Origin of the sequence: Kaistella faecalis, from assembly GCF_019195395.1 — a bacterium.
GTDB classification, from domain to species: Bacteria; Bacteroidota; Bacteroidia; order Flavobacteriales; family Weeksellaceae; genus Kaistella; species Kaistella faecalis.
On sequence record NZ_CP078067.1, the window covers coordinates 1,798,399 to 1,817,186 of the forward strand.

At 38.2% G+C, this 18,788-nt stretch carries 14 protein-coding genes and 4 tRNA genes; 17 read left to right on the forward strand and 1 reads right to left on the reverse strand.

All coding sequences use genetic code 11. The features are described 5' to 3' along the window. Nucleotides 1-85: 85 nt before the first annotated feature. The 9 genes from folE (at nt 86) to KTV93_RS08595 (ending at nt 11,975) form a co-directional block, all read left to right on the forward strand. Complete coding sequence (gene folE / locus KTV93_RS08555; RefSeq protein WP_218248536.1) at nt 86-751, forward strand: GTP cyclohydrolase I FolE; 666 nt, start codon at nt 86-88, stop codon at nt 749-751. A 39-nt stretch (nt 752-790) separates the two neighbouring features. After that, on the forward strand, nt 791-2,257 hold the full coding sequence (gene cysS / locus KTV93_RS08560) for a cysteine--tRNA ligase (RefSeq protein WP_218248537.1): 1,467 nt from the start codon (nt 791-793) through the stop codon (nt 2,255-2,257). A gap of 179 nt (nt 2,258-2,436) precedes the next feature. Beyond that, nucleotides 2,437-5,094 carry a 4-alpha-glucanotransferase gene (locus tag KTV93_RS08565; protein WP_218248538.1) on the forward strand — a complete coding sequence of 886 codons (2,658 nt, stop codon included), beginning with the start codon at nt 2,437-2,439 and terminating at the stop codon, nt 5,092-5,094. 254 nt (nt 5,095-5,348) lie between these two features. Next, nucleotides 5,349-6,290 carry a hypothetical protein gene (locus KTV93_RS08570; RefSeq protein WP_218248539.1) on the forward strand — a complete coding sequence of 314 codons (942 nt, stop codon included), beginning with the start codon at nt 5,349-5,351 and terminating at the stop codon, nt 6,288-6,290. Nucleotides 6,291-6,409: 119 nt separating this feature from the next. Next, nucleotides 6,410-6,925, forward strand: a complete 516-nt coding sequence (locus KTV93_RS08575) for a hypothetical protein (RefSeq protein WP_218248540.1) — start codon at nt 6,410-6,412, stop codon at nt 6,923-6,925. A gap of 201 nt (nt 6,926-7,126) precedes the next feature. After that, nucleotides 7,127-7,540 carry a hypothetical protein gene (locus KTV93_RS08580; protein ID WP_218248541.1) on the forward strand — a complete coding sequence of 138 codons (414 nt, stop codon included), beginning with the start codon at nt 7,127-7,129 and terminating at the stop codon, nt 7,538-7,540. Nucleotides 7,541-7,641: 101 nt separating this feature from the next. Then, nucleotides 7,642-8,151 (forward strand): ferritin, encoded by a 510-nt coding sequence (locus KTV93_RS08585; RefSeq protein WP_218248542.1) that lies wholly within the window; start codon nt 7,642-7,644, stop codon nt 8,149-8,151. Between the two features lie 15 nt (nt 8,152-8,166). Continuing rightward, a complete protein-coding gene (locus KTV93_RS08590) occupies nt 8,167-10,050 on the forward strand; it encodes a DUF3857 domain-containing protein (protein ID WP_218248543.1) in 1,884 nt (627 codons plus the stop codon). Beyond that, the gene (locus tag KTV93_RS08595) at nt 10,050-11,975 is read left to right on the forward strand and encodes a transglutaminase family protein (RefSeq protein WP_218248544.1); all 1,926 of its coding nucleotides are present in this window, start codon (nt 10,050-10,052) and stop codon (nt 11,973-11,975) included. The genes KTV93_RS08590 and KTV93_RS08595 overlap by 1 nt, the downstream gene beginning before the upstream one ends. A gap of 50 nt (nt 11,976-12,025) precedes the next feature. Here the strand turns inward: KTV93_RS08595 and KTV93_RS08600 are convergent, their stop codons facing one another. After that, nucleotides 12,026-15,190 carry a UvrD-helicase domain-containing protein gene (locus KTV93_RS08600; protein ID WP_218248545.1) on the reverse strand — a complete coding sequence of 1,055 codons (3,165 nt, stop codon included), beginning with the start codon at nt 15,188-15,190 and terminating at the stop codon, nt 12,026-12,028. An 87-nt stretch (nt 15,191-15,277) separates the two neighbouring features. Between KTV93_RS08600 and rpsU the strand changes: the two genes are divergently transcribed. The 8 genes from rpsU to tuf all read left to right on the forward strand — a co-directional run bounded on the left by rpsU (nt 15,278) and on the right by tuf (nt 18,787). Then, the gene (rpsU, locus tag KTV93_RS08605; RefSeq protein WP_218248546.1) at nt 15,278-15,475 is read left to right on the forward strand and encodes a 30S ribosomal protein S21; all 198 of its coding nucleotides are present in this window, start codon (nt 15,278-15,280) and stop codon (nt 15,473-15,475) included. Nucleotides 15,476-15,556: 81 nt separating this feature from the next. After that, complete coding sequence (locus tag KTV93_RS08610) at nt 15,557-16,447, forward strand: tyrosine-type recombinase/integrase (RefSeq protein WP_218250522.1); 891 nt, start codon at nt 15,557-15,559, stop codon at nt 16,445-16,447. Next, entirely contained in the window at nt 16,444-16,734 is a 291-nt protein-coding gene (locus tag KTV93_RS08615) for an HPF/RaiA family ribosome-associated protein (RefSeq protein ID WP_218248547.1), read from the forward strand. The genes KTV93_RS08610 and KTV93_RS08615 overlap by 4 nt, the downstream gene beginning before the upstream one ends. Before the next feature lie 102 nt (nt 16,735-16,836). Further along, a tRNA-Thr gene (locus KTV93_RS08620) sits at nt 16,837-16,910 on the forward strand. Between the two features lie 15 nt (nt 16,911-16,925). Continuing rightward, nucleotides 16,926-17,008 (forward strand) — tRNA-Tyr (locus KTV93_RS08625). 81 nt (nt 17,009-17,089) lie between these two features. Next, a tRNA-Gly gene (locus tag KTV93_RS08630) sits at nt 17,090-17,162 on the forward strand. Nucleotides 17,163-17,211: 49 nt separating this feature from the next. Next, nucleotides 17,212-17,283: transfer RNA gene (locus tag KTV93_RS08635), tRNA-Thr, on the forward strand. A 316-nt stretch (nt 17,284-17,599) separates the two neighbouring features. Next, nucleotides 17,600-18,787 (forward strand): elongation factor Tu, encoded by a 1,188-nt coding sequence (gene tuf, locus KTV93_RS08640; RefSeq protein WP_218248548.1) that lies wholly within the window; start codon nt 17,600-17,602, stop codon nt 18,785-18,787. Nucleotide 18,788: the final 1 nt, after the last annotated feature.

Below are 18,788 nucleotides of genomic sequence, written 5' to 3' on the forward strand. Positions count from 1 at the left end.
TAGCATCTATGGCTGGATAATACATTTTAAACTAATTCCGAAATCAAAAATTAAATCCCTAATTTTGTGTTTTCATTAAAAAGATATGAATCAGGATATAGATAACGACGACGACCTGTTTACCGGAAAAGATCATACTCCCTTGCGGCCGGATGCTTTTGAAAAATCCCCCGAGGAAAAAATTGAAATCATCAAGCACCATTTTCATCAGATTATGGAAACTTTAGGGATGGATATGACAGATGATTCTTTGAAAGATTCTCCTAAGCGTGTAGCCAAAATGTATGTAAATGAGATTTTCGGCGGACTTCTTCCGGAAAACAAACCGGGTATTTCAACCTTCTCTAATAAGTACAAATACCGACAGATGTTGGTGGAGAAAGATATTACGGTATATTCATTTTGCGAGCATCATTTTTTGCCCATTATCGGAAAAGCGCATGTTGCCTATATTTCAAACGGTGAAGTAATTGGTCTTTCTAAAATTAACAGGATTGTAGATTATTATTCCAAACGTCCGCAGGTTCAGGAAAGACTGACAATGCAGATTGTAGATGCGCTAAAGACAGCGTTAGGAACTAAAGATGTTGCCTGTATCATCGATGCGAAACACCTTTGTGTGAATTGTCGCGGGATTAAGGATACTGCCAGCTCTACCATAACAGCAGAACTCAGCGGAATTTTCAGAACCAATCCGATTACAAGACAGGAGTTCCTTCATTATGTAGGCAGTCATGCAAAGTTTGATTAACGGATTCTAATATTACTCTTTTAAACCACAATTTTAAAAATGGAACTTAAAATATACAACTCGCTTTCCGGCGAAAAGGAAATCTTCAGACCCATCCACGAGAACAATGTCGGGATGTATGTCTGTGGACCTACGGTTTACAGCAATGTACACCTCGGAAACGTACGTACTTTTATGTCTTTCGATTTTATTTACCGCTCACTTGTTCATCTTGGGTATAAAGTCCGGTATGTACGGAATATTACCGATGCAGGACATTTAACCGACGACGGTGATGTAGATAACGACCGATTTGTGAAACAGTCGCGCCTCGAAAAACTGGAGCCTATGGAAATCGTGCAGAAATACACGGTAGATTTTCATAAGGTTTTAGATACCTTCAACCTGCTTCCGCCAACAATTGAACCTACAGCAACCGGACATATACTGGAACAGATTGAACTTACGCAAAAACTGATTGAAAAAGGCTTCGCCTATGAAAGTAACGGTTCGGTTTATTTTGATGTTTTGGAATACAACAGCCGCGGCCTGAATTACGGTGAACTTTCAAGAAGAAATATCGAAGAACTTTTCGCTAACACCCGCGATCTCGATGGACAGAACGAAAAGAAAAATCCCCAGGATTTCGCCCTTTGGAAAGCGGCTTCGCCTGCACATATAATGCGCTGGAATTCGCCTTGGGGAGAAGGTTTTCCTGGCTGGCATCTCGAATGTACTGCGATGTCAACGAAATATTTAGGAGAAAGGTTTGACATTCACGGAGGCGGAATGGATTTGAAATTTCCGCATCATGAGTGTGAGGTCGCACAAGGGAAAGCCTGCAACGGAACCGAACCGGTAAATTATTGGTTACATGCGAATATGCTCACAATGAATGGCCAGCGAATGAGCAAATCTACAGGAAATTATATTCTGCCGATGGAACTTGTTTCAGGAAACAATGATTTTTTCGAGAAACCTTTTCATCCGGCGATCGTGCGTTTCAACTTTTTACAGGCACATTACCGAAGTGTACTCGATATTTCAAATGAAGCGATGGTAGCAAGTGAGAAAGGTTTTCAGCGCTTAATGGAAGCCATGAAATTACTTTCAGGCTTTGGGTTTTTAACTTCAGATTCTTCCACTTTCGATATCTCAGCGTGGAAAGAGAAATGTTATACGGCTTTGACTGATGACTTCAACTCACCGATCCTGATTTCGCACCTGTTTGAAGCTGTAAATTTTATCTTCAAACTGAAAGACGGTAAAGAAACAGTTACTGAGGCTGAGTTAAAAGAGCTTCAGCATATCATCAGCGGCTTGGTATACGAAGTTCTGGGATTGCAGAATATTGAGGAAAATAACAATGAAAAACTCGACCAGACGCTGCAGGTTTTAATTGAACTTCGTAATCAGGCGAGAAAATCAAAAAATTTCGATCTTTCTGATCAAATCCGTGACCGACTTTTGGCTGAAGGAATTGAACTGAAAGACGGAAGAGAAGGGACAACTTATTCTCTCAGTTAAGAGATAATAAATCATAACTCAACCTTTTTGGCAAACTGCCGGAAAGGTTTTTTTGTGTCTTTGCGTAATGTCTTTATAAGTAGTTGTTTTTCAATATCTAAGCTGCTTAAATTAATTCGCAATTTAGCACTTAAAAAAGCAACAAATTTCATAAATTGCATATCAAATTGCAAACTGTTATGAAGCTTTTTTTTAATATTAATTTCCTCACCAAACTGGGCGAGAATCTTCAGCTTTTAATCATTGAGGAAACAGCCGAAGATAAAATCTATCCGCTGTATTATACTGATAATGGAAACTGGACAGCCGAGGTTGATTACTTTTCTAAAAATATAACCTATAAATACCGTCTTGTCAACGAAACACAAGAGGTTTTGGATGAAGAATTCTCTCTGCATCAGCTGAATTTTCCCCATAATTATGATGAATTCCTAATTTATGATTCCTGGAATTCGAAAAACTTCCCTGAAAATTATCTCAACAATAAAATCCTCAAAAATAAATTAAGTGGGTTTAAGCCGGAAAAAACTCCGGTTTTAAAGAGACATACCCATCTGTTCCGAATAGAAGCACCAATTTATCAGGTAAACTGGCAGTTAGTTATTATGGGCAGCAATGATGCGCTAGGAAATTGGAACAAGGATTACGCGGTAAATATGGCGCAGAGCGATTTCGGTATTTGGGAAGCGGCTGTAGAAATTCCTCTGGATCTCATGATTCAGTATAAGTATGGTCTGCGAGACAGAAATACAGGCGAAGTTTTTGATATAGAATACGGCGACAACAGATGGGCGCTCCCAAATCAGGAGAAGAATATTTTGCAGATTAAGGCAGATCATTATTTCCGATTTAAGTCTTTCGAAATGTATCATGCCGCCGGAGTAGCAGTTCCGGTTTTCGCGATGAGAACTGAAAACGGTTTCGGTGTTGGGGAGTTTGCTGATTTAAGAAATCTTGCAGATTGGGCAAAAGAAGCAAATCTTTCGATTCTGCAGATTCTTCCGATTAATGATACGACGGCAAATTATTCCTGGACGGATTCTTATCCCTACGCTGCAATTTCGGTATATGCGCTTCATCCTCAGTATATTTCTGTTGAAAAAATGGAATTCCCGTTACCGGATGAACTTGTTGCCGAATATCAGGAAGAGAAGCAGCAGCTGAACTCTTTAAATCTCATCGATTATGAAAAGATGATTTCAGGGAAGTGGAAATTTGTAAACGCAGTTTTCGAACTCCATCAAGCTGAGATTTTAAAGGACAGAAATTTCAAGAAATTTATCAAGGAAAATGAGGAGTGGCTTGTGCCGTATGCCGCATTCTGTGTACTGCGCGACAAATATAATACGCCAAACTTTAACCTGTGGAAAACCCATAAAAAATATATTGCGGGGAAAATTGCTCCGTTTTTCAGTGCCAACAGTAAAGATTATTCGCAGTCCATGCTTCATGCTTGGGTTCAGTACCAGCTGCACCTGCAGCTGAATGATGCAATAAATTATGTTCATGCTTTGGGGATTTCGGTAAAAGGCGATTTGCCGATCGGAATTTACAGATACTCTGTAGAAGCCTGGACAGAACCCGAGTTATTCGGAATGGATTTTCAGGCAGGAGCACCGCCTGATCAGTTCACCGATTTAGGACAGAACTGGGAATTCCCGACTTATAATTGGGAAGCGATGAAAGAAGACGGTTACCGCTGGTGGAAAAACCGTTTCAAAGCTTTGGAGCAGTATTTCGATGCGATGCGGATCGATCATATTCTTGGGTTTTTCAGAATCTGGCGAATGCCGATGAGTGCCACGCAGGGTATTCTGGGTTATTTCTATCCTGCAGTTCCTGTAAGAATGGAGGAGTTTGCCGCAAGACATCTTCCTTTTTATTATGACCGGTATTGTAAACCTTTTATCAACGATCAGATTCTGTGGAATGAATTTGGGGACGAACGGGACTCGATTCATAACCAATTTATGAACAACCATTTCGACGGAACTTATTCCTTCAAAGAAGAATTCGATACCCAAAGAAAATTAGCCGATTACTTTAAAACGAACCCTCATCCGTGGGCGGAAGAAAAATTAATCTCGCTTTGTGCTAATGTTCTTTTCCTTCCGGAAGAAACTGCTGATGGAGAAGTGGTTTACCACCCAAGATTTAATATCGATAAAACAGCGTCTTACCAAAATCTTCCGCAGTGGGAGCAGCACGCTGTTTACGATTTGTATGTAGATTATTTCTTTAAGCGACAGGATGGGCTTTGGTACGAAATGGCAATGGAAAAACTTCCTGTGATTCTGAACGCAACAGATATGTTGATTTGTGGTGAAGACTTAGGCCTTGTTCCGGAATCCGTGCCTCAGGTAATGGACCGGCTGGCAATTACCGCATTGAAAGTTCAGCGCATGCCTTCTGATGATATTCCGTGGTACAACCCTAAAAATGCAGCATATCTCAATGTAGTTACGGCGAGTTCCCACGACAGTTCTACACTGCGCCAGTGGTGGCATGAGGACCGTAACTTAACGCAACAGTATTTTAACCAGCAGCTTGGCCAGTCGGGAACAGCACCGTGGAATCTGGAACCCCAACTTGCGGAAATTATTATGAAACAGCATCTTTATAATGATGCGATGCTTGCCATTTTCCCGATTCAGGAATTTCTGGCAACAGATATTGATTTAACAAATCCGAATATGGATGACGAAAGAATTAATAATCCTGCTGTATTTCCGCATTACTGGAGATACCGTATGCATCTTACTTTAGAAAGCCTGTTGGAAAAGAAAGGCTTTAATTCAAAGATTGCCGGATGGGTTGTTGATTCTAACCGCGGTTAAGTGTGAATATTTTTAAATTTTTTGAAGTGTACAGAAAGTATTGATTTGATTTTTTAGCTATTGAAAATCAAGTGTTTATAAATTTGTAATAAGAAGTTAAGGCTTTTGCTTTAACTTCTTTTTTTTATTTGAATCAAAGTAATGTGAGAGGTCTGTAAATCCTTTGTTTAAAGGCGATAACACAGATTTCAACCGTTGAATTTGGCACGTTTTTCTAATGATTGGTATTAACGACCAAAATAAGTTTAATAGAAATGAAAAAATTACTTCTTGGATTTTCGGTGTTCTTCGCAGCATTGATCTCCGCACAGAATTTCCCGGACTCTTATCCAAACCAGAATAATGGATATTATTATAATGATTACGATGATGAGTTTTATTTTCCGGATGATTATTATTACGAATATCCTTCAGACTATTACCGTAATGATTTATACCAAAGTTATTATAATGATTACGAGAGAAGCATTTATGATGTAAACTGGGGCAGGTTTTTTTCCATGTACCGGCTTTCGCCATGGCAGATTCAGCAGATTATGATGCTTAATGACCAATTTCCTTCTTACGCTTCTTGGAATTCGTATTACCGATATAATCCAGACAGATGGTATTATGACAGATTCTACGCTTTAGAAAGAATTTTAGGCCCACGTGTTTTTGTCATTTATCAGAATAATTATTACAATGGTTACCATCCTGTAAATTACTGGCAGAATTACAGAAGACAGCATTATGTAACCAACGTATATGTAGTCCCAAGGTATAAAAATATTAATGTGAACCGCTATCGGGTAAACCGTGTAACTTACCACCAGTCCAATCCGCGAAACAATATAGGATTCCAAAATTCACCGCGCACAGGAAATGGAAACTGGAATAATACTCCAAAATCAAGTGGTTTTAGAAATGATGAAGGTTTAAATAAAAACACCCGCGATAATGGTTTCCGAAACGGAAATGATACACCGGTACGAAACGCTCCCCGCGCTTCGTCCATTGGAACGCGAAATAGCGAAATCCGCCCGCAGACTGAGAATATACAGAAAAACAGCGGTTTCAGAGATAACTCTGGATCGCGTGATGCAACTTCTCAGAAAAAGATAGAAAGTAATTCAGGAGGTTTGAGAAATCAGACTCCGGCAGCAAAACCGGGAAGTACAACCCGTATCCCGGGACAGAGATTAACCTCTCGATAATTTTAGTTTTTAGTGTTAGTAGTGATGGAAGAGCAGTTTCAGTAGAGGCTGCTCTTCTTATTTAATTTTTGGCACAGTTATGGAAATTACCTTCACATAAAACTTTAAATATTACTAAAATGAAAAAGTTAATCACAATACTGAGTTTAGGAATTTTCAGCCTTGGTTATTCACAGTCAGATTATTACAATGACTACAGAAGAAGTATTACCGATGTGAACTGGCAGACGGTAGCAGCGAATTTACTTCTTAGCCCGCAGCAGAAATCAGATTTATTTGCGCTTAATAATCAGTACTCTGATTATGATTCCTGGAATCGGATATATGGCCACAATCCCGACCAATGGAGAACTGACCGCTACGCGTCTATAGAAAGAATTATGGGTCCAAGTAAATATGAAAAATTCAAAAACAAATATTACAAAGGCCGGAACCCTGTTGCAGTTTATAACAGAAATAAAAATAACTACAAAAGCAATCAGGTTAAAAAGTATAATACCATTCAGTCTAAAAAAAGGAATAATGGTGTAAATACTAAATCTATGAACGAATATCAAAGAAGAAAAAAACTAAATGACGGCTCACATTTACATGTTAAAGGAAATATGAACAGTAAAGGAAAGTCAGGAAAATAGAACGGAATTTATGAGACTAAGAGAGAGCAATTATTTGTTCTCTTTTTTTTGATTTTAAATATAGCTGTAATATTATTAAAATCGCTGATATTATTACTACGATATAGGTTGTTATGCTTTAACAAAAAATTGTGCGTCAACCGTTTAACTTGTTTTATTTTTTGTCATCAAACCTTCAAATAACAAACAAATATTATTGATATGAAAAAAATTGTTTTAAGTGCGGCTTTCGCAGTAATCGGAACTTTCGCAATGGCGCAGCAGAAACCAATGATGCATAAAAAAGATCCCGCTCAGATGGAGCAGAAAAGACAGGAAAAACTGAAAATGATGCAGACAGAACTTAATCTTACGAGCGGACAGGTTGCCCAGATCAAAGCTTTGCAGGATAAAAAAATAGCTGAAAGAAAACAGAATGCTCCACAAATACAGGCTGAAAGAAAAGCCAAAATGGAGGCAATGAAAGCCAAAAGAGAACAATGGAATGCTGAGATGAGACAAATTTTGACACCTGAACAGTATCAAAAATGGGAGGCGAAAAAACAACAAAATATGCAGGAGAAAAGAAGTAAGATGCAGGAGAAACAAATGAAACAGATGCCTGCTAAAAGCTAGTTCATAATTTTAAATTTTTTAGGGAAGCGGAAAAATAAACTTTTCCGCTTTTTTTGTGCACCTTAAGTTAATTATTTATATTTGGTAAAACGAGAGTTATTATGATAAGTACAAAAATTGGATCGTTGATCAACGACCAAATTGCTAAGGAACAGTATGCTGCACAGTATTATTTATCAATGTCTGCATGGTTTTCAGCGAAGGATTTAGATGGGATCGCAAATTATTTCCGGGTTCAGAGCAAAGAAGAACTGATGCACGCAGACAAAATGTTTGATTATATGAATGATGTAGGGGCAGAAATTGTGATGGGCGAGATCCCAAAACCTCCACATGAATTTACAGATGCGAGAGAAATTTTCGAAAAAGCACTCGAGCACGAAAAAATTGTAACCAAAAGTATATTTAATATCCTTAAAAATGCCAACGATGAAGGAGATTTTGCTACCGTTTCTTTTCTGCAGTGGTTTGTGAACGAGCAGGTTGAAGAAGAAGCCAATGCCTCACAATTGGTTACAAAAATAAAAATGGTATGCGACAACCCTTCAGCCATGTATCTTTTTGATCAGGAGCTGAAACAACGGGTTTTCGTGCCAGATCCGACTAATTAATCAAAAAAGTATTTGATGAGAAAATTCTACCTTCTGTGTTTTGCAGTTGTGTCTGTATCAGTTTATGCCCAGGATTACAGCATAACATCCATACCTGAAAATCTATTAAAAAATTCTAAGGCAATCATTCGCGAAAGTTCTGAAGATCATATTCTGAAGGCGGTGAATGAAATGGAAATAAAGAATAATGTTGCTATTACAGTCCTGAACAGTTCCGGTGATGAATTTGGGGTTGTGACGATCCCGTATAATCCTACGACAAAAGTCAGCAATATTAAGGTTGAAGTTTATGATGCAGCCGGTAAACTTTTCAAGACATTCAGCAAGAAGGATTTCTCAGATTACACCCACAACCCGAGTGCAGGTCTTTATGTAGATGACAGGATTTTAGTGTTGAGACCGGTTTCAACGAAATATCCGTACACAGTAAGAACTTCTTATGAGGTGAATACCTCGGATACTGCCTTTCTCAACTTTACTCCGATTTGGACTTACCAGCTCGCGGTACAGAAAAGCTCATTTTCCCTGGTGAATAAATCGGGGATTAAAATCCGCACCAAAATCAGTGACAAGCCTATTGCAAAAGTTAACTATACAGACGAAGGTGGAATCTGGAAGTATTCTTACGAAAACATACCGGCCCTTAAACATGAGCCGCTTGCGCCAAGTCTGGATTACCTGATTCCTACTGTGGAATTTTCACCGGAGAAGTTTTCGTTGGCAGGCAGAGAGGGAGATATGACCAGTTGGGACACTTTCGGCAAATGGTATTATCACCAACTCATGTCACCTGTTTCGGAAGTAACCCCGGAGATTATGGCCGAGGTTGCTAAACTCAATTTATCGGGTACAACTTCAGAGAAGGTCAAAAAGCTTTATCAGTACATGCAGGATAAAACGCGCTATATATTTATTTCCATAGGTATTGGTGGCTGGCAGCCGATGCATGCGGCAGATGTAAGCAAAAAAGGGTATGGCGACTGTAAGGCACTTACCAATTATATGCGCACATTACTCACTGCAGCGGGTATTCCTTCTTATTATGCAATTATTTATGCAGATGATTCTGTAATCAGTTTTGACAAGGATTTTCCTAAGTTTTCGGGCAATCATGCGATTCTGATGATCCCAACAGAAAAAGAGCCCATCTGGCTCGAGAATACTTCGCAGAAAGTAGCCTTTAATCATCTTTTCTACAATTCCCATAACCGGAATGTCTTGGCAGTAAAGGAAAACGGAATCGAAATCGTCAACACACCAGTGTACAAACCGGAACAGAGCAAAGAAAAGATTTTGGCAAAAATTCAATTGCAGGAGGATGGGAGTATCGCTTCCGACGCAAGTTTTGTTTTTTCGGGCGGACAATATGATTCTAACCTTCGGCTTTTCAGTCTTAAAAATGATGAGCTTCAGGAAGCCATGAAAAACCGACATTATAATCTGAAAATCGATAAGATTAATGTGGAAAATCTCACCAATGACAGAGATCAGGCCAGAATTGTTTACGATTTGAAACTAAACGCAAACGGATTTTCTAAAAAACTGGGGACAGATTTGTTTTTCCCGGTAATGCCTTATTACCAATCGGTCACGTTTTCGGCTGATGAGGAAAGATTGCATCCTTTCGAGACTTCATTCCCATTTCAGGATGATTATGAGATCGAATACAATTTACCAAAGGGATACAAGATTGCCGAAGTTCCACAGTCTTCTACACTCACCACTGAATTCGGCACCTATTCTATCAATTTTAAGGTGAAAGATGATAAACTGATCGTTCACCGTGTATTAACTATAAATAAAGGATTGTATCCGAAAGAGAAATTCAAGGATTACATGGCATTCCGAAAAAAAACCGCCAGCAATGACAATACAAAAGTCCTAATATCTAAATTATAATGAAGAAAATTTTATTGGTTCTCGCCGTGAGCTTATCAGGTTTGATCTTTTCGCAGCACAAATTTCTTGATACGCCCAAACTTTCAGAGGAAGATTTAAAAAGTGAAAAATCCGCAAAATTCGGAGACGTTCCGGCAGAAATTCTTTACCGGTCATACCACTTCAGAATCGATTACGATGGCAGCCTCTACAAAAATATAGTAAGCCGGGTAAAGATTTACAATAAAGATAATGCCGCCGATTATCTGAACCAGGAAATTGCGGTCTATGATGATAACAGAGGTTCCCGTGAGACATTAAGTAACCTGAAAGCCAATACTTATAATTTTGAGAATGGGAAAATGGTAGCTACGAAAATCTCGAAAGACGAAAAATTTAAGTCAAAAGAAGATAAAAACTACAATATCACCAAATTTGCATTTGCCAATGTAAAGAACGGATCGGTGGTTGAATATTCTTACACCGTTCTCACGCCGTTCCTCAGTTCTACGCCACGTGTGCTGATTGAAGAAGAAATCCCTGTAAGGTATATTGAGTACGTTTTCGATACGCCTAAACCTTTAGGGTATTCCATCAATTACAAAGGTTCTTTATCTCCAACGCACAGGGTAATGGAAGAAAAACAACTGTATGGCAATGAGTACCAGACCTACCGTTTTGCTTATGAGAATGTGCCTGCTTACAAAGAAGAAAAGTATGTAATGAACAATAATAATTACAAAACAGGTATTAAGGCAGAACTTAATTCTACCATGATTAATAATGTTTTCAAATCATACGCGACAACCTGGGAAGATATTCGTAAGCGGCTTTATGAACATGATGATTTTGGTTTGCAGCTTAATAGGGAAGGAGTTGTAAAAAATTTACTGCCCGCCGAAATTAAGGATTTACCTACGCTTCAAAAAGCGGATGCTGTGCTGAAATTCGTTCAGAAAAACTACACCTGGAACAACGAAGATGAAGTATTTACTGATAAAGGGGTGAGAAATCTGGTTTCGACTAAGGTGGGGAACACTGCAGAGATCAATCTGCTGCTTACCATGCTGCTGAGAAGTGTGGGAATTAATGCCGATCCTGTGGTGATGTCAACTGTAAACCGCGGATTTCTGCTTTCCTATAATCCATCAATCACGCAGTTAAATTATGTGATTTCTTCTTTCGTTGACAATAACAAGATCTATTTGCTAGACGGAGCTTACAAACACAGCGAAATCAATATGATCGCACCCAAAGCCCTTAATTATTACGGATTGATTATGGGCAAGAAAGAGGTAAAACAAATCGATATATTTTACCCAGACGTAAGTAAAACTTTACTGACCGTTGACGCAAATCTGAATCCTGATGGGACTATCGAAGGACGTTTTGCTGACCGCGATACCAAACTTTACGCAATGGTTGTAAATGAGAGATATGTTGATGATAAAGAAAAATTTGCCCAGTCTTATAAAGATGAATACAAGTTTGCACTTTCAAATATGAAGCACAGTTTACTTGAGAACAATGATTTCGAGACCGTGTTCAATTTCTCTGCTGATACATTCGTGGACGCCATTGGCAGCAAGTTGGTTTTCAATCCGCTGCTTTTCCTTTATGCTCAAAATCATGAATTTAAGCAGGATACGGAGAGAAAAGCACCCCTGGAATTTTATTCGCCGAATGATAGAGTGAAAAAAGTAACGATAACACTTCCTGAAGGTTACGCTTTCGAGAATGTACCGAAATCGAAGAAATTCCGCACAGAAGATAATGCCCTTCAGTACACATATCTTGTAACCCAAAACGGAAATAAATTAACTGTAGAAACAACCACCCAAATAGATGATTCGGTTTTCCCGAAAGAATATTATCCGGCATTTACCCAAATATTTGATAATATCACAAAACAGGAAGCACAGGTTGTAACTGCGGTAAAGAAATAAATTTAATGCTTAAATAAAAATCCTGTCTCGGTTTCTGAGACAGGATTTTTTTATACATAAATTATTTCAGTTTTTAGAACTTTTTTGCCGAGTTTTTCAAGTACTGAACGGTATTCAGCAATTTGTTCCTGATGCTTTTCCCGTTCATCACCGGTTTTGAAATCGATGATGATATAGCCGGTGCCTGTATTGATCATTCGGTCTGGTCGGTAGATTTTCGATTCGCCGTTTTCAGAAATCATGATGTCTTTTTCATTGATCACAAGTTGGTTTTCGGCAAAATAATCGGAGTAATTATCGTCTTTCAGAATACGCAGAATTCTCTCGGCAATTTCTTCCTTCTCTTCTAAGGTGATAGTTCCTTCCAGCAGATAGGCTTCCAATGTCTTTTCTACATCTTTTTCAGAATTTATTTTGGATAGAATTTCGTGGGTGAAAATCCCGGTTCGCACTTTTTCAACACGGTTCTGATAATTTTTAGAAGGTGTTGCAATTTTTACGGCGTCTGGATTCTTTTTCTCATCGCTTTTAAAACGAATCGGCTTAGTCTGTAATCCTTCACCTTTCTCTTTGTTTTTCTTCAGTACGTTTTTATCAGCAGTTTCATAAAGGTCAAAAGAAAATAGGGCTTCTCCATTTTCATCTCTTGGAATTTTCGGTTCCAGAAAGTCATAAATCTCAAGATTATTACTCGATTTATTGGGCTTTTCTATATAAAAGAAAATCTGTTCCACAGCTCTGGTGGTAGCTACATATTGCAGGCAATAACGGTCAATCTTGTTTTGATAAGCGTTTTCCTGATTAAATTTCGCCATATCTTCGTCATAAACCTCCAGTTCTTTTCCAAACGGATCAATGTTTACGGACGAGAGTCCGTTTTCTTCCTCAATATTGAGCCAGTTACTGAATTTTCCGTCTTTGTGCTCATTTCTCATAGGGAGAAAAACCACAGGAAACTCAAGACCTTTGGCTTTATGTATGGTCATCAGTTTTACAGCATCCAGATTATCGGAGGCTTGAATGGTAGTTGCATTTGCTTCCTCATCCCAGAATTTAATGAATTCTTTCAGCGTTGCTGCTGAGTTCTGAGAATACGCAAACAGCATTTCCAGATAATTGAAAAGAAAATCAGTTTCTTTATTCTGAACTGAAAATTCCTGCAGAAAATGTTCAACAAAGTTGTATAGATTAAGCTGAAGAAGACCTTTACTGCTTAGCTGTAAACCATATTTTGTAGCGATGAATTTCTGCATCTCGGATTTATTGCTGTACGCAAGCATTTCCATCATTTCGGCACTGAAATCTTTAACATCAATTCTCCCCAACACCATTAAATAGTAGAGCATTTTCACCGGAAACTGAAGATTTTTAGGGTTTTGTTCCCATCTGAGGAATTCTGTCAGCGCGAGTAATGTCGAGGATAGATTTAATGTTAAACCTGATTCTGAAATGGTTTTTATATAATCTTCTTTTTCCTCATAAATTATTTTCGAGTTTCCCAGCAACTGTGAAAAACTGAAAATATCGAAATTTCCGCGACACAGAATGGTAATGTCCGAAAGCTTATAACCTTTATCAACACACTTTTGAATATCCTGTCGCATTTTTTCGGCAACTTCCTCATAATAGACTTTCTTCGTTGCATTTTCGATCAGATTAATCCGCACATTGCCTTTCAGCTTAGATTTTGCAGCCTGCTGAGAACCGTTGCCAAAGATTTCGCAGTGTTCAGCCTGGGTAGTTCCGGAAAGATACAGATAGAGCTGGTTGTTGAAGTCCACGATGTTTTGGGCGCTCCGCCAGTTGTTTTCCAGATTTTCTAATTCAGCATACACCAGTGATTTTTCTTTTTTGTTGATGATGTCGAGCATGAGTTGAGAATCTCCTCCACGAAAGCGGTAAATGCTCTGTTTGGGGTCGCCTACCAAAGTAAAACTCATGTCCTGAGAAGAAGTTGCGTGATCCCGTAACGGTATGAAATTTTGCCACTGCAGAAAAGACGTATCCTGAAATTCATCAAAAAAATAGTGGCTGAATTTGGTTCCTACTTTTTCATAAATAAATGATGAAGGCTCTTCGCGAAGATTTTCATGGATAAGAATATTGAATTTCGAAAGCAGAACAACGTCATTTTTTTCTTCAATTTCTGCCAGTTTATCCTGAATTTCTTTGTTGACCTTCAAAGGAAGAATTGCCTGCAGTATTTTTTCTTTTTTCTTTGTGAGAATATAATTCTGAAAAAGTTTTTGCCGCAGATTAATTAAGTATTCAATGATTTCTAAAATTTCTCCTTGCCTTTTTTTTCCGGAACCGGATGCCCCAGCATGGAATTTAGTCAGTGCACCTTCCTCATTTGAAGGAATTGGAAAATCTGGTCTTTCTTGATGAAAGAACCTTTGAACTTCATTAAAGAATTTTGCAATACTGTTGCTGTTTCCGCCAGCAAAATCAGCAATTTCCAGATTCTTTTCCTTTAAAAGTTGGGTAACTTCATTGGTTATTTGGATGGATTCAGCTTTCAGGTTTCTGATCTCATCCCTAAGATTTTTCTTGGATTTTTCATAGGAAATCCAGTCGAAGTCCCTGTTTTCCCCAAGCCGGAAGTAGTGTTTATCCTGAACATATTCCTTTGCTGATTGGTAAAGTGTTTTGTTGAGGTTAATTCTTTCGTTGTTATCTAAAGTGTAATTTACATAATCCATGAAGGCTTCAGAAACTTCATTGTCAGCGCCAATATCTTCGAGCATTTTTTCAACAGCTTCAATCAGAAAAGGCTCAGCGTTGATCTCTAGATTGAAATTCTGCGCAAGTCCTAATTCGTACGAAAAACTTCTTACCAGCCGCGAATTAAACTTGTCGATTGTACCAATATTTAAAGTAGAATAGTGGTGCAGTACATAATCGAGGATTTTTTTTGAGCGGAAATGGATATCCTGCAGCGTTAACCGATATCCTTCAGTTTTGAGTTTCTGCTGAATATTGATTAAATCCTGGTTGTTTTCATACCCTAGCTCAGAAAATGCCTTCAGCCAATCGATAATCCGGTGTTTCATTTCATTTGCGGCTTTATTGGTAAAAGTCAGCGCGAGGATATTACCGATTTTGTCGGGCTGGGATGGGTGCTTAAGGCAGATTGCCAACAGATTCTGAACCAAAGCATAGGTTTTTCCAGAGCCTGCTGAGGCATTGATGACTTTATAATTTTTTTGCTGCATTGAAAATAAATATCTTTAAATGTAAATAAAAAATTTGTCAATCCGAAATAAAATCTTACTTTTGCAGTCCAAAATGAGATGTAAATTATGTTAATTATCCCAGTAAAAGATGGCGAAGCTATCGACAGAGCGTTAAAAAAATACAAAAGAAAATTTGACAAAACCGGAGTTGTAAGAGCTTTAAGAAGCAGACAGCAGTTCCTTAAACCGTCAGTAACTTTTAGACAGGCTAAGCTTAAAGCTGCTTACAAGCAGAAAAATGCGAGCCGCGAGGAGCAGGCGTAAGACCACTTTTTCTTTAAGAAAATACTTTAATCACTTTTCAAATACTTATATTTGGAAAGTGATTTTTTGTTTTTTATCATCATGGTGGAAAGATTTCTAGAATATATTGCTGTAGAAAAGCGGTACTCGCCGCACACGCTTACGAGTTACAGAAAGGATCTGGAAGATTTTTCTACCTTCCTTCTTTACACTGAAGGCCATGAAAATTTGGCACAAGCGGACAAGAAAATTGTTCGTAATTTCATGGTTTACCTCAGTGAAGAAAAAATTTCAAAGCGTTCCATTAACAGGAAACTCTCAACTCTCCGCAGTTTTTATCTTTTCTTATTGAAAGTTGGTGAGATTAAAATTTCACCTCTGGAAAACATTCAATCCCTAAAATTTTATGCTGAGAAACAGATCCCATTTTCCGAGGAGGAAATGGATCAGCATCAGTCTGTAGCGGGTAAATCTGAAAATCAGGGTTTGCTGAAAGAACTTATCATCGAAACCCTATATCAAACCGGGATCAGGCGTGCTGAGCTGGTTAATCTCCTGCACGAAGATGTAGATTTTGGGAAAGGGGAAATAAAAGTTATCGGTAAAGGAAACAAGGCCAGAATTATTCCTGTTTCTGACAAACTTTTAGTTCAACTGGCAGAATATTTGCAGGTGAGAAAGCCGCTGGAAGCGTATAAAACGTATTTCTTCATCAATGCTAAAGGTAAAAAACTGAATGATAAATTTGTATATTCTGCAGTTAATACCTACCTTAGTCTTGTTACTTCGAAGAAGAAAAAGAGCCCTCATATTCTAAGACACAGTTTTGCAACTCACGTCCTGGAGCATGGGGCTGAAATTTCTAAAGTGAAGATGATCATGGGGCATACATCGCTTGCTTCTACGCAGGTTTATACCAGTGCCAATATAGAACAGTTAAAAAAAGTGTTTAACAAGGCTCATCCTAGAGCCAAAAAAAATTTAGATTTATGAAAATTTCAGTACAGTCAATGGGATTGACTCCACACGCACCGCTCGAAGAACATATCGAAAAAAAATTAAGCAAACTAGAAAACTATTATGATAAGATTGTAGAATGCAAAGTTTACCTGAAAGTAGAGAACAAATCGGATAAAGAAAACAAAACGGCAGAAATTATTTTGGCAGTTCCCGGCGATGATATCGTTGTAAAAAAGACAAGTGCAAGTTTTGAAGAAAGTTTGGATCAATGTGCTGAAGTTGCTAAAAAGCTGCTAATCAAGAAAAAAGAATTAGCTTAAAAAAAATTATTAAAATTTTCCTAAAATAATTTGTAGGTTTCAAAAAAACTCCCTTATATTTGCACTCGCAAAAAGAGATAAGCGTTCTTTTGAAATCTATTTGCCTCCATAGCTCAGTTGGCTAGAGCAGCTGATTTGTAATCAGCAGGTCGTGGGTTCGAGTCCCTCTGGAGGCTCATTTTTGTAAAATTGGGGAGATTCCAGAGTGGCCAAATGGATCAGACTGTAACTCTGCTGTCTTACGACTTCGCAGGTTCGAATCCTGCTCTCCCCACATTTTATAAAAAACGCTTTGCAGGTCTCAAAAATTATTTTAGATTTGCAAACCGTTTACCAACAGTTTTGGAAACAAAATGCGGAAGTAGCTCAGTTGGTAGAGCGTCAGCCTTCCAAGCTGAATGTCGCGAGTTCGACCCTCGTCTTCCGCTCAAAGAAAATCACAACCAACGCGGCTTGTGATTTTTTTTTAAATTTTTTGCCGACTTAGCTCAGGGGTAGAGCGCTTCCTTGGTAAGGAAGAGGTCGTGAGTTCAAATCTCATAGTTGGCTCTATTTAAATCTCCTTTTTACTAAGGAGATTTTTGCTTTTTTAAGACCACTATTTAGTCGGTAATATGGTCTTAATTCTTAAAATTATTTTAAAGGAAAGAGTAAAGTTTAATTATACTTTAAAAAATATTTCTGCCTTTTGCGAATAAATAATTTTTCCCTAAATTTGCAGACCAGTATTTTATTGGGAAATGGTGCCGTAGGCTGCGGAATTTGTAATTTGAGGATTTTTGTTAAAAAAAGATTTTCAATATACAAAATTTCACTATATTTGCGCACCGAAAATTTAAATAATAATTAAATAAATAATTAAATCATGGCAAAGGAAACGTTTAATCGTAACAAACCACACTTGAACATTGGTACCATCGGTCACGTAGACCATGGTAAAACTACACTTACTGCAGCAATCAGTAAAGTATTATCTGATAAAGGATTAGGTACTGCAAGAGATTTCTCTTCTATCGATTCTGCACCAGAAGAAAAAGAAAGAGGTATTACTATCAACACTTCACACATTGAGTACGAAACTGCTAACAGACACTATGCTCACGTAGATTGTCCAGGTCACGCCGACTATGTTAAGAACATGGTAACTGGTGCTGCTCAGATGGACGGAGCTATTCTTGTAGTAGCTGCAACTGACGGACCAATGCCTCAAACAAGAGAGCACATCCTTCTTTGCCGTCAGGTAAATGTACCTAACGTATTGGTGTTCATGAACAAAGTGGATATGGTTGATGATCCAGAATTGTTGGAATTAGTAGAATTAGAAGTTAGAGACCTTCTTTCTTCTTACGATTACGATGGTGACAACACTCCAGTAATTCAAGGTTCAGCTCTTGGAGCTCTTAACGGAGAGCCAAAATGGGTTGCTACTGTAGAAGCTCTTATGGATGCTGTTGATACTTGGATTGAACTTCCAGTTAGAGACCAGGATAAGCCATTCCTTATGCCAATCGAAGATGTATTCTCTATTACAGGTAGAGGTACTGTAGCAACTGGTAGAATTGAAGCTGGTGTTATCAATACTGGTGATCCAGTTGATATCGTAGGTATGGGTGATGAAAAACTTACTTCTACTATTACAGGAGTTGAGATGTTCAGAAAAATCCTAGACAGAGGGGAAGCTGGTGATAACGTAGGTCTATTGTTGAGAGGTATTGAAAAAACCGACATCAAGAGAGGTATGGTAATCGCTAAGAAAGATTCTGTTAAGCCACACAAAAAATTCAAAGCTGAGGTTTATATCCTTTCTAAAGAAGAAGGTGGTCGTCACACTCCATTCCACAACAAATACCGTCCACAGTTCTATGTAAGAACTACAGACGTTACAGGTGAGATCTTCTTACCAGAAGGTGTAGAAATGGTAATGCCAGGTGATAACATCTCTATTACTGTAGAATTGTTACAGCCAATCGCTCTTAACGTAGGTCTTAGATTTGCGATCAGAGAAGGTGGTAGAACAGTTGGTGCAGGTCAGGTAACTGAAATCTTAGATTAAT

Excerpts from the sequence above, each read along its gene's own strand:
- folE (WP_218248536.1), top strand. The coding sequence starts at position 86 with ATGAATCAGGATATAGATAACGACGACGACCTGTTTACCGGAAAAGAT.
- cysS (WP_218248537.1), top strand. The coding sequence starts at position 791 with ATGGAACTTAAAATATACAACTCGCTTTCCGGCGAAAAGGAAATCTTC.
- KTV93_RS08565 (WP_218248538.1), top strand. The coding sequence starts at position 2,437 with ATGAAGCTTTTTTTTAATATTAATTTCCTCACCAAACTGGGCGAGAAT.
- KTV93_RS08570 (WP_218248539.1), top strand. The coding sequence starts at position 5,349 with ATGAAAAAATTACTTCTTGGATTTTCGGTGTTCTTCGCAGCATTGATC.
- KTV93_RS08575 (WP_218248540.1), top strand. The coding sequence starts at position 6,410 with ATGAAAAAGTTAATCACAATACTGAGTTTAGGAATTTTCAGCCTTGGT.
- KTV93_RS08580 (WP_218248541.1), top strand. The coding sequence starts at position 7,127 with ATGAAAAAAATTGTTTTAAGTGCGGCTTTCGCAGTAATCGGAACTTTC.
- KTV93_RS08585 (WP_218248542.1), top strand. The coding sequence starts at position 7,642 with ATGATAAGTACAAAAATTGGATCGTTGATCAACGACCAAATTGCTAAG.
- KTV93_RS08590 (WP_218248543.1), top strand. The coding sequence starts at position 8,167 with ATGAGAAAATTCTACCTTCTGTGTTTTGCAGTTGTGTCTGTATCAGTT.
- KTV93_RS08595 (WP_218248544.1), top strand. The coding sequence starts at position 10,050 with ATGAAGAAAATTTTATTGGTTCTCGCCGTGAGCTTATCAGGTTTGATC.
- KTV93_RS08600 (WP_218248545.1), bottom strand. The coding sequence starts at position 15,190 with ATGCAGCAAAAAAATTATAAAGTCATCAATGCCTCAGCAGGCTCTGGA.
- rpsU (WP_218248546.1), top strand. The coding sequence starts at position 15,278 with ATGTTAATTATCCCAGTAAAAGATGGCGAAGCTATCGACAGAGCGTTA.
- KTV93_RS08610 (WP_218250522.1), top strand. The coding sequence starts at position 15,557 with ATGGTGGAAAGATTTCTAGAATATATTGCTGTAGAAAAGCGGTACTCG.
- KTV93_RS08615 (WP_218248547.1), top strand. The coding sequence starts at position 16,444 with ATGAAAATTTCAGTACAGTCAATGGGATTGACTCCACACGCACCGCTC.
- tuf (WP_218248548.1), top strand. The coding sequence starts at position 17,600 with ATGGCAAAGGAAACGTTTAATCGTAACAAACCACACTTGAACATTGGT.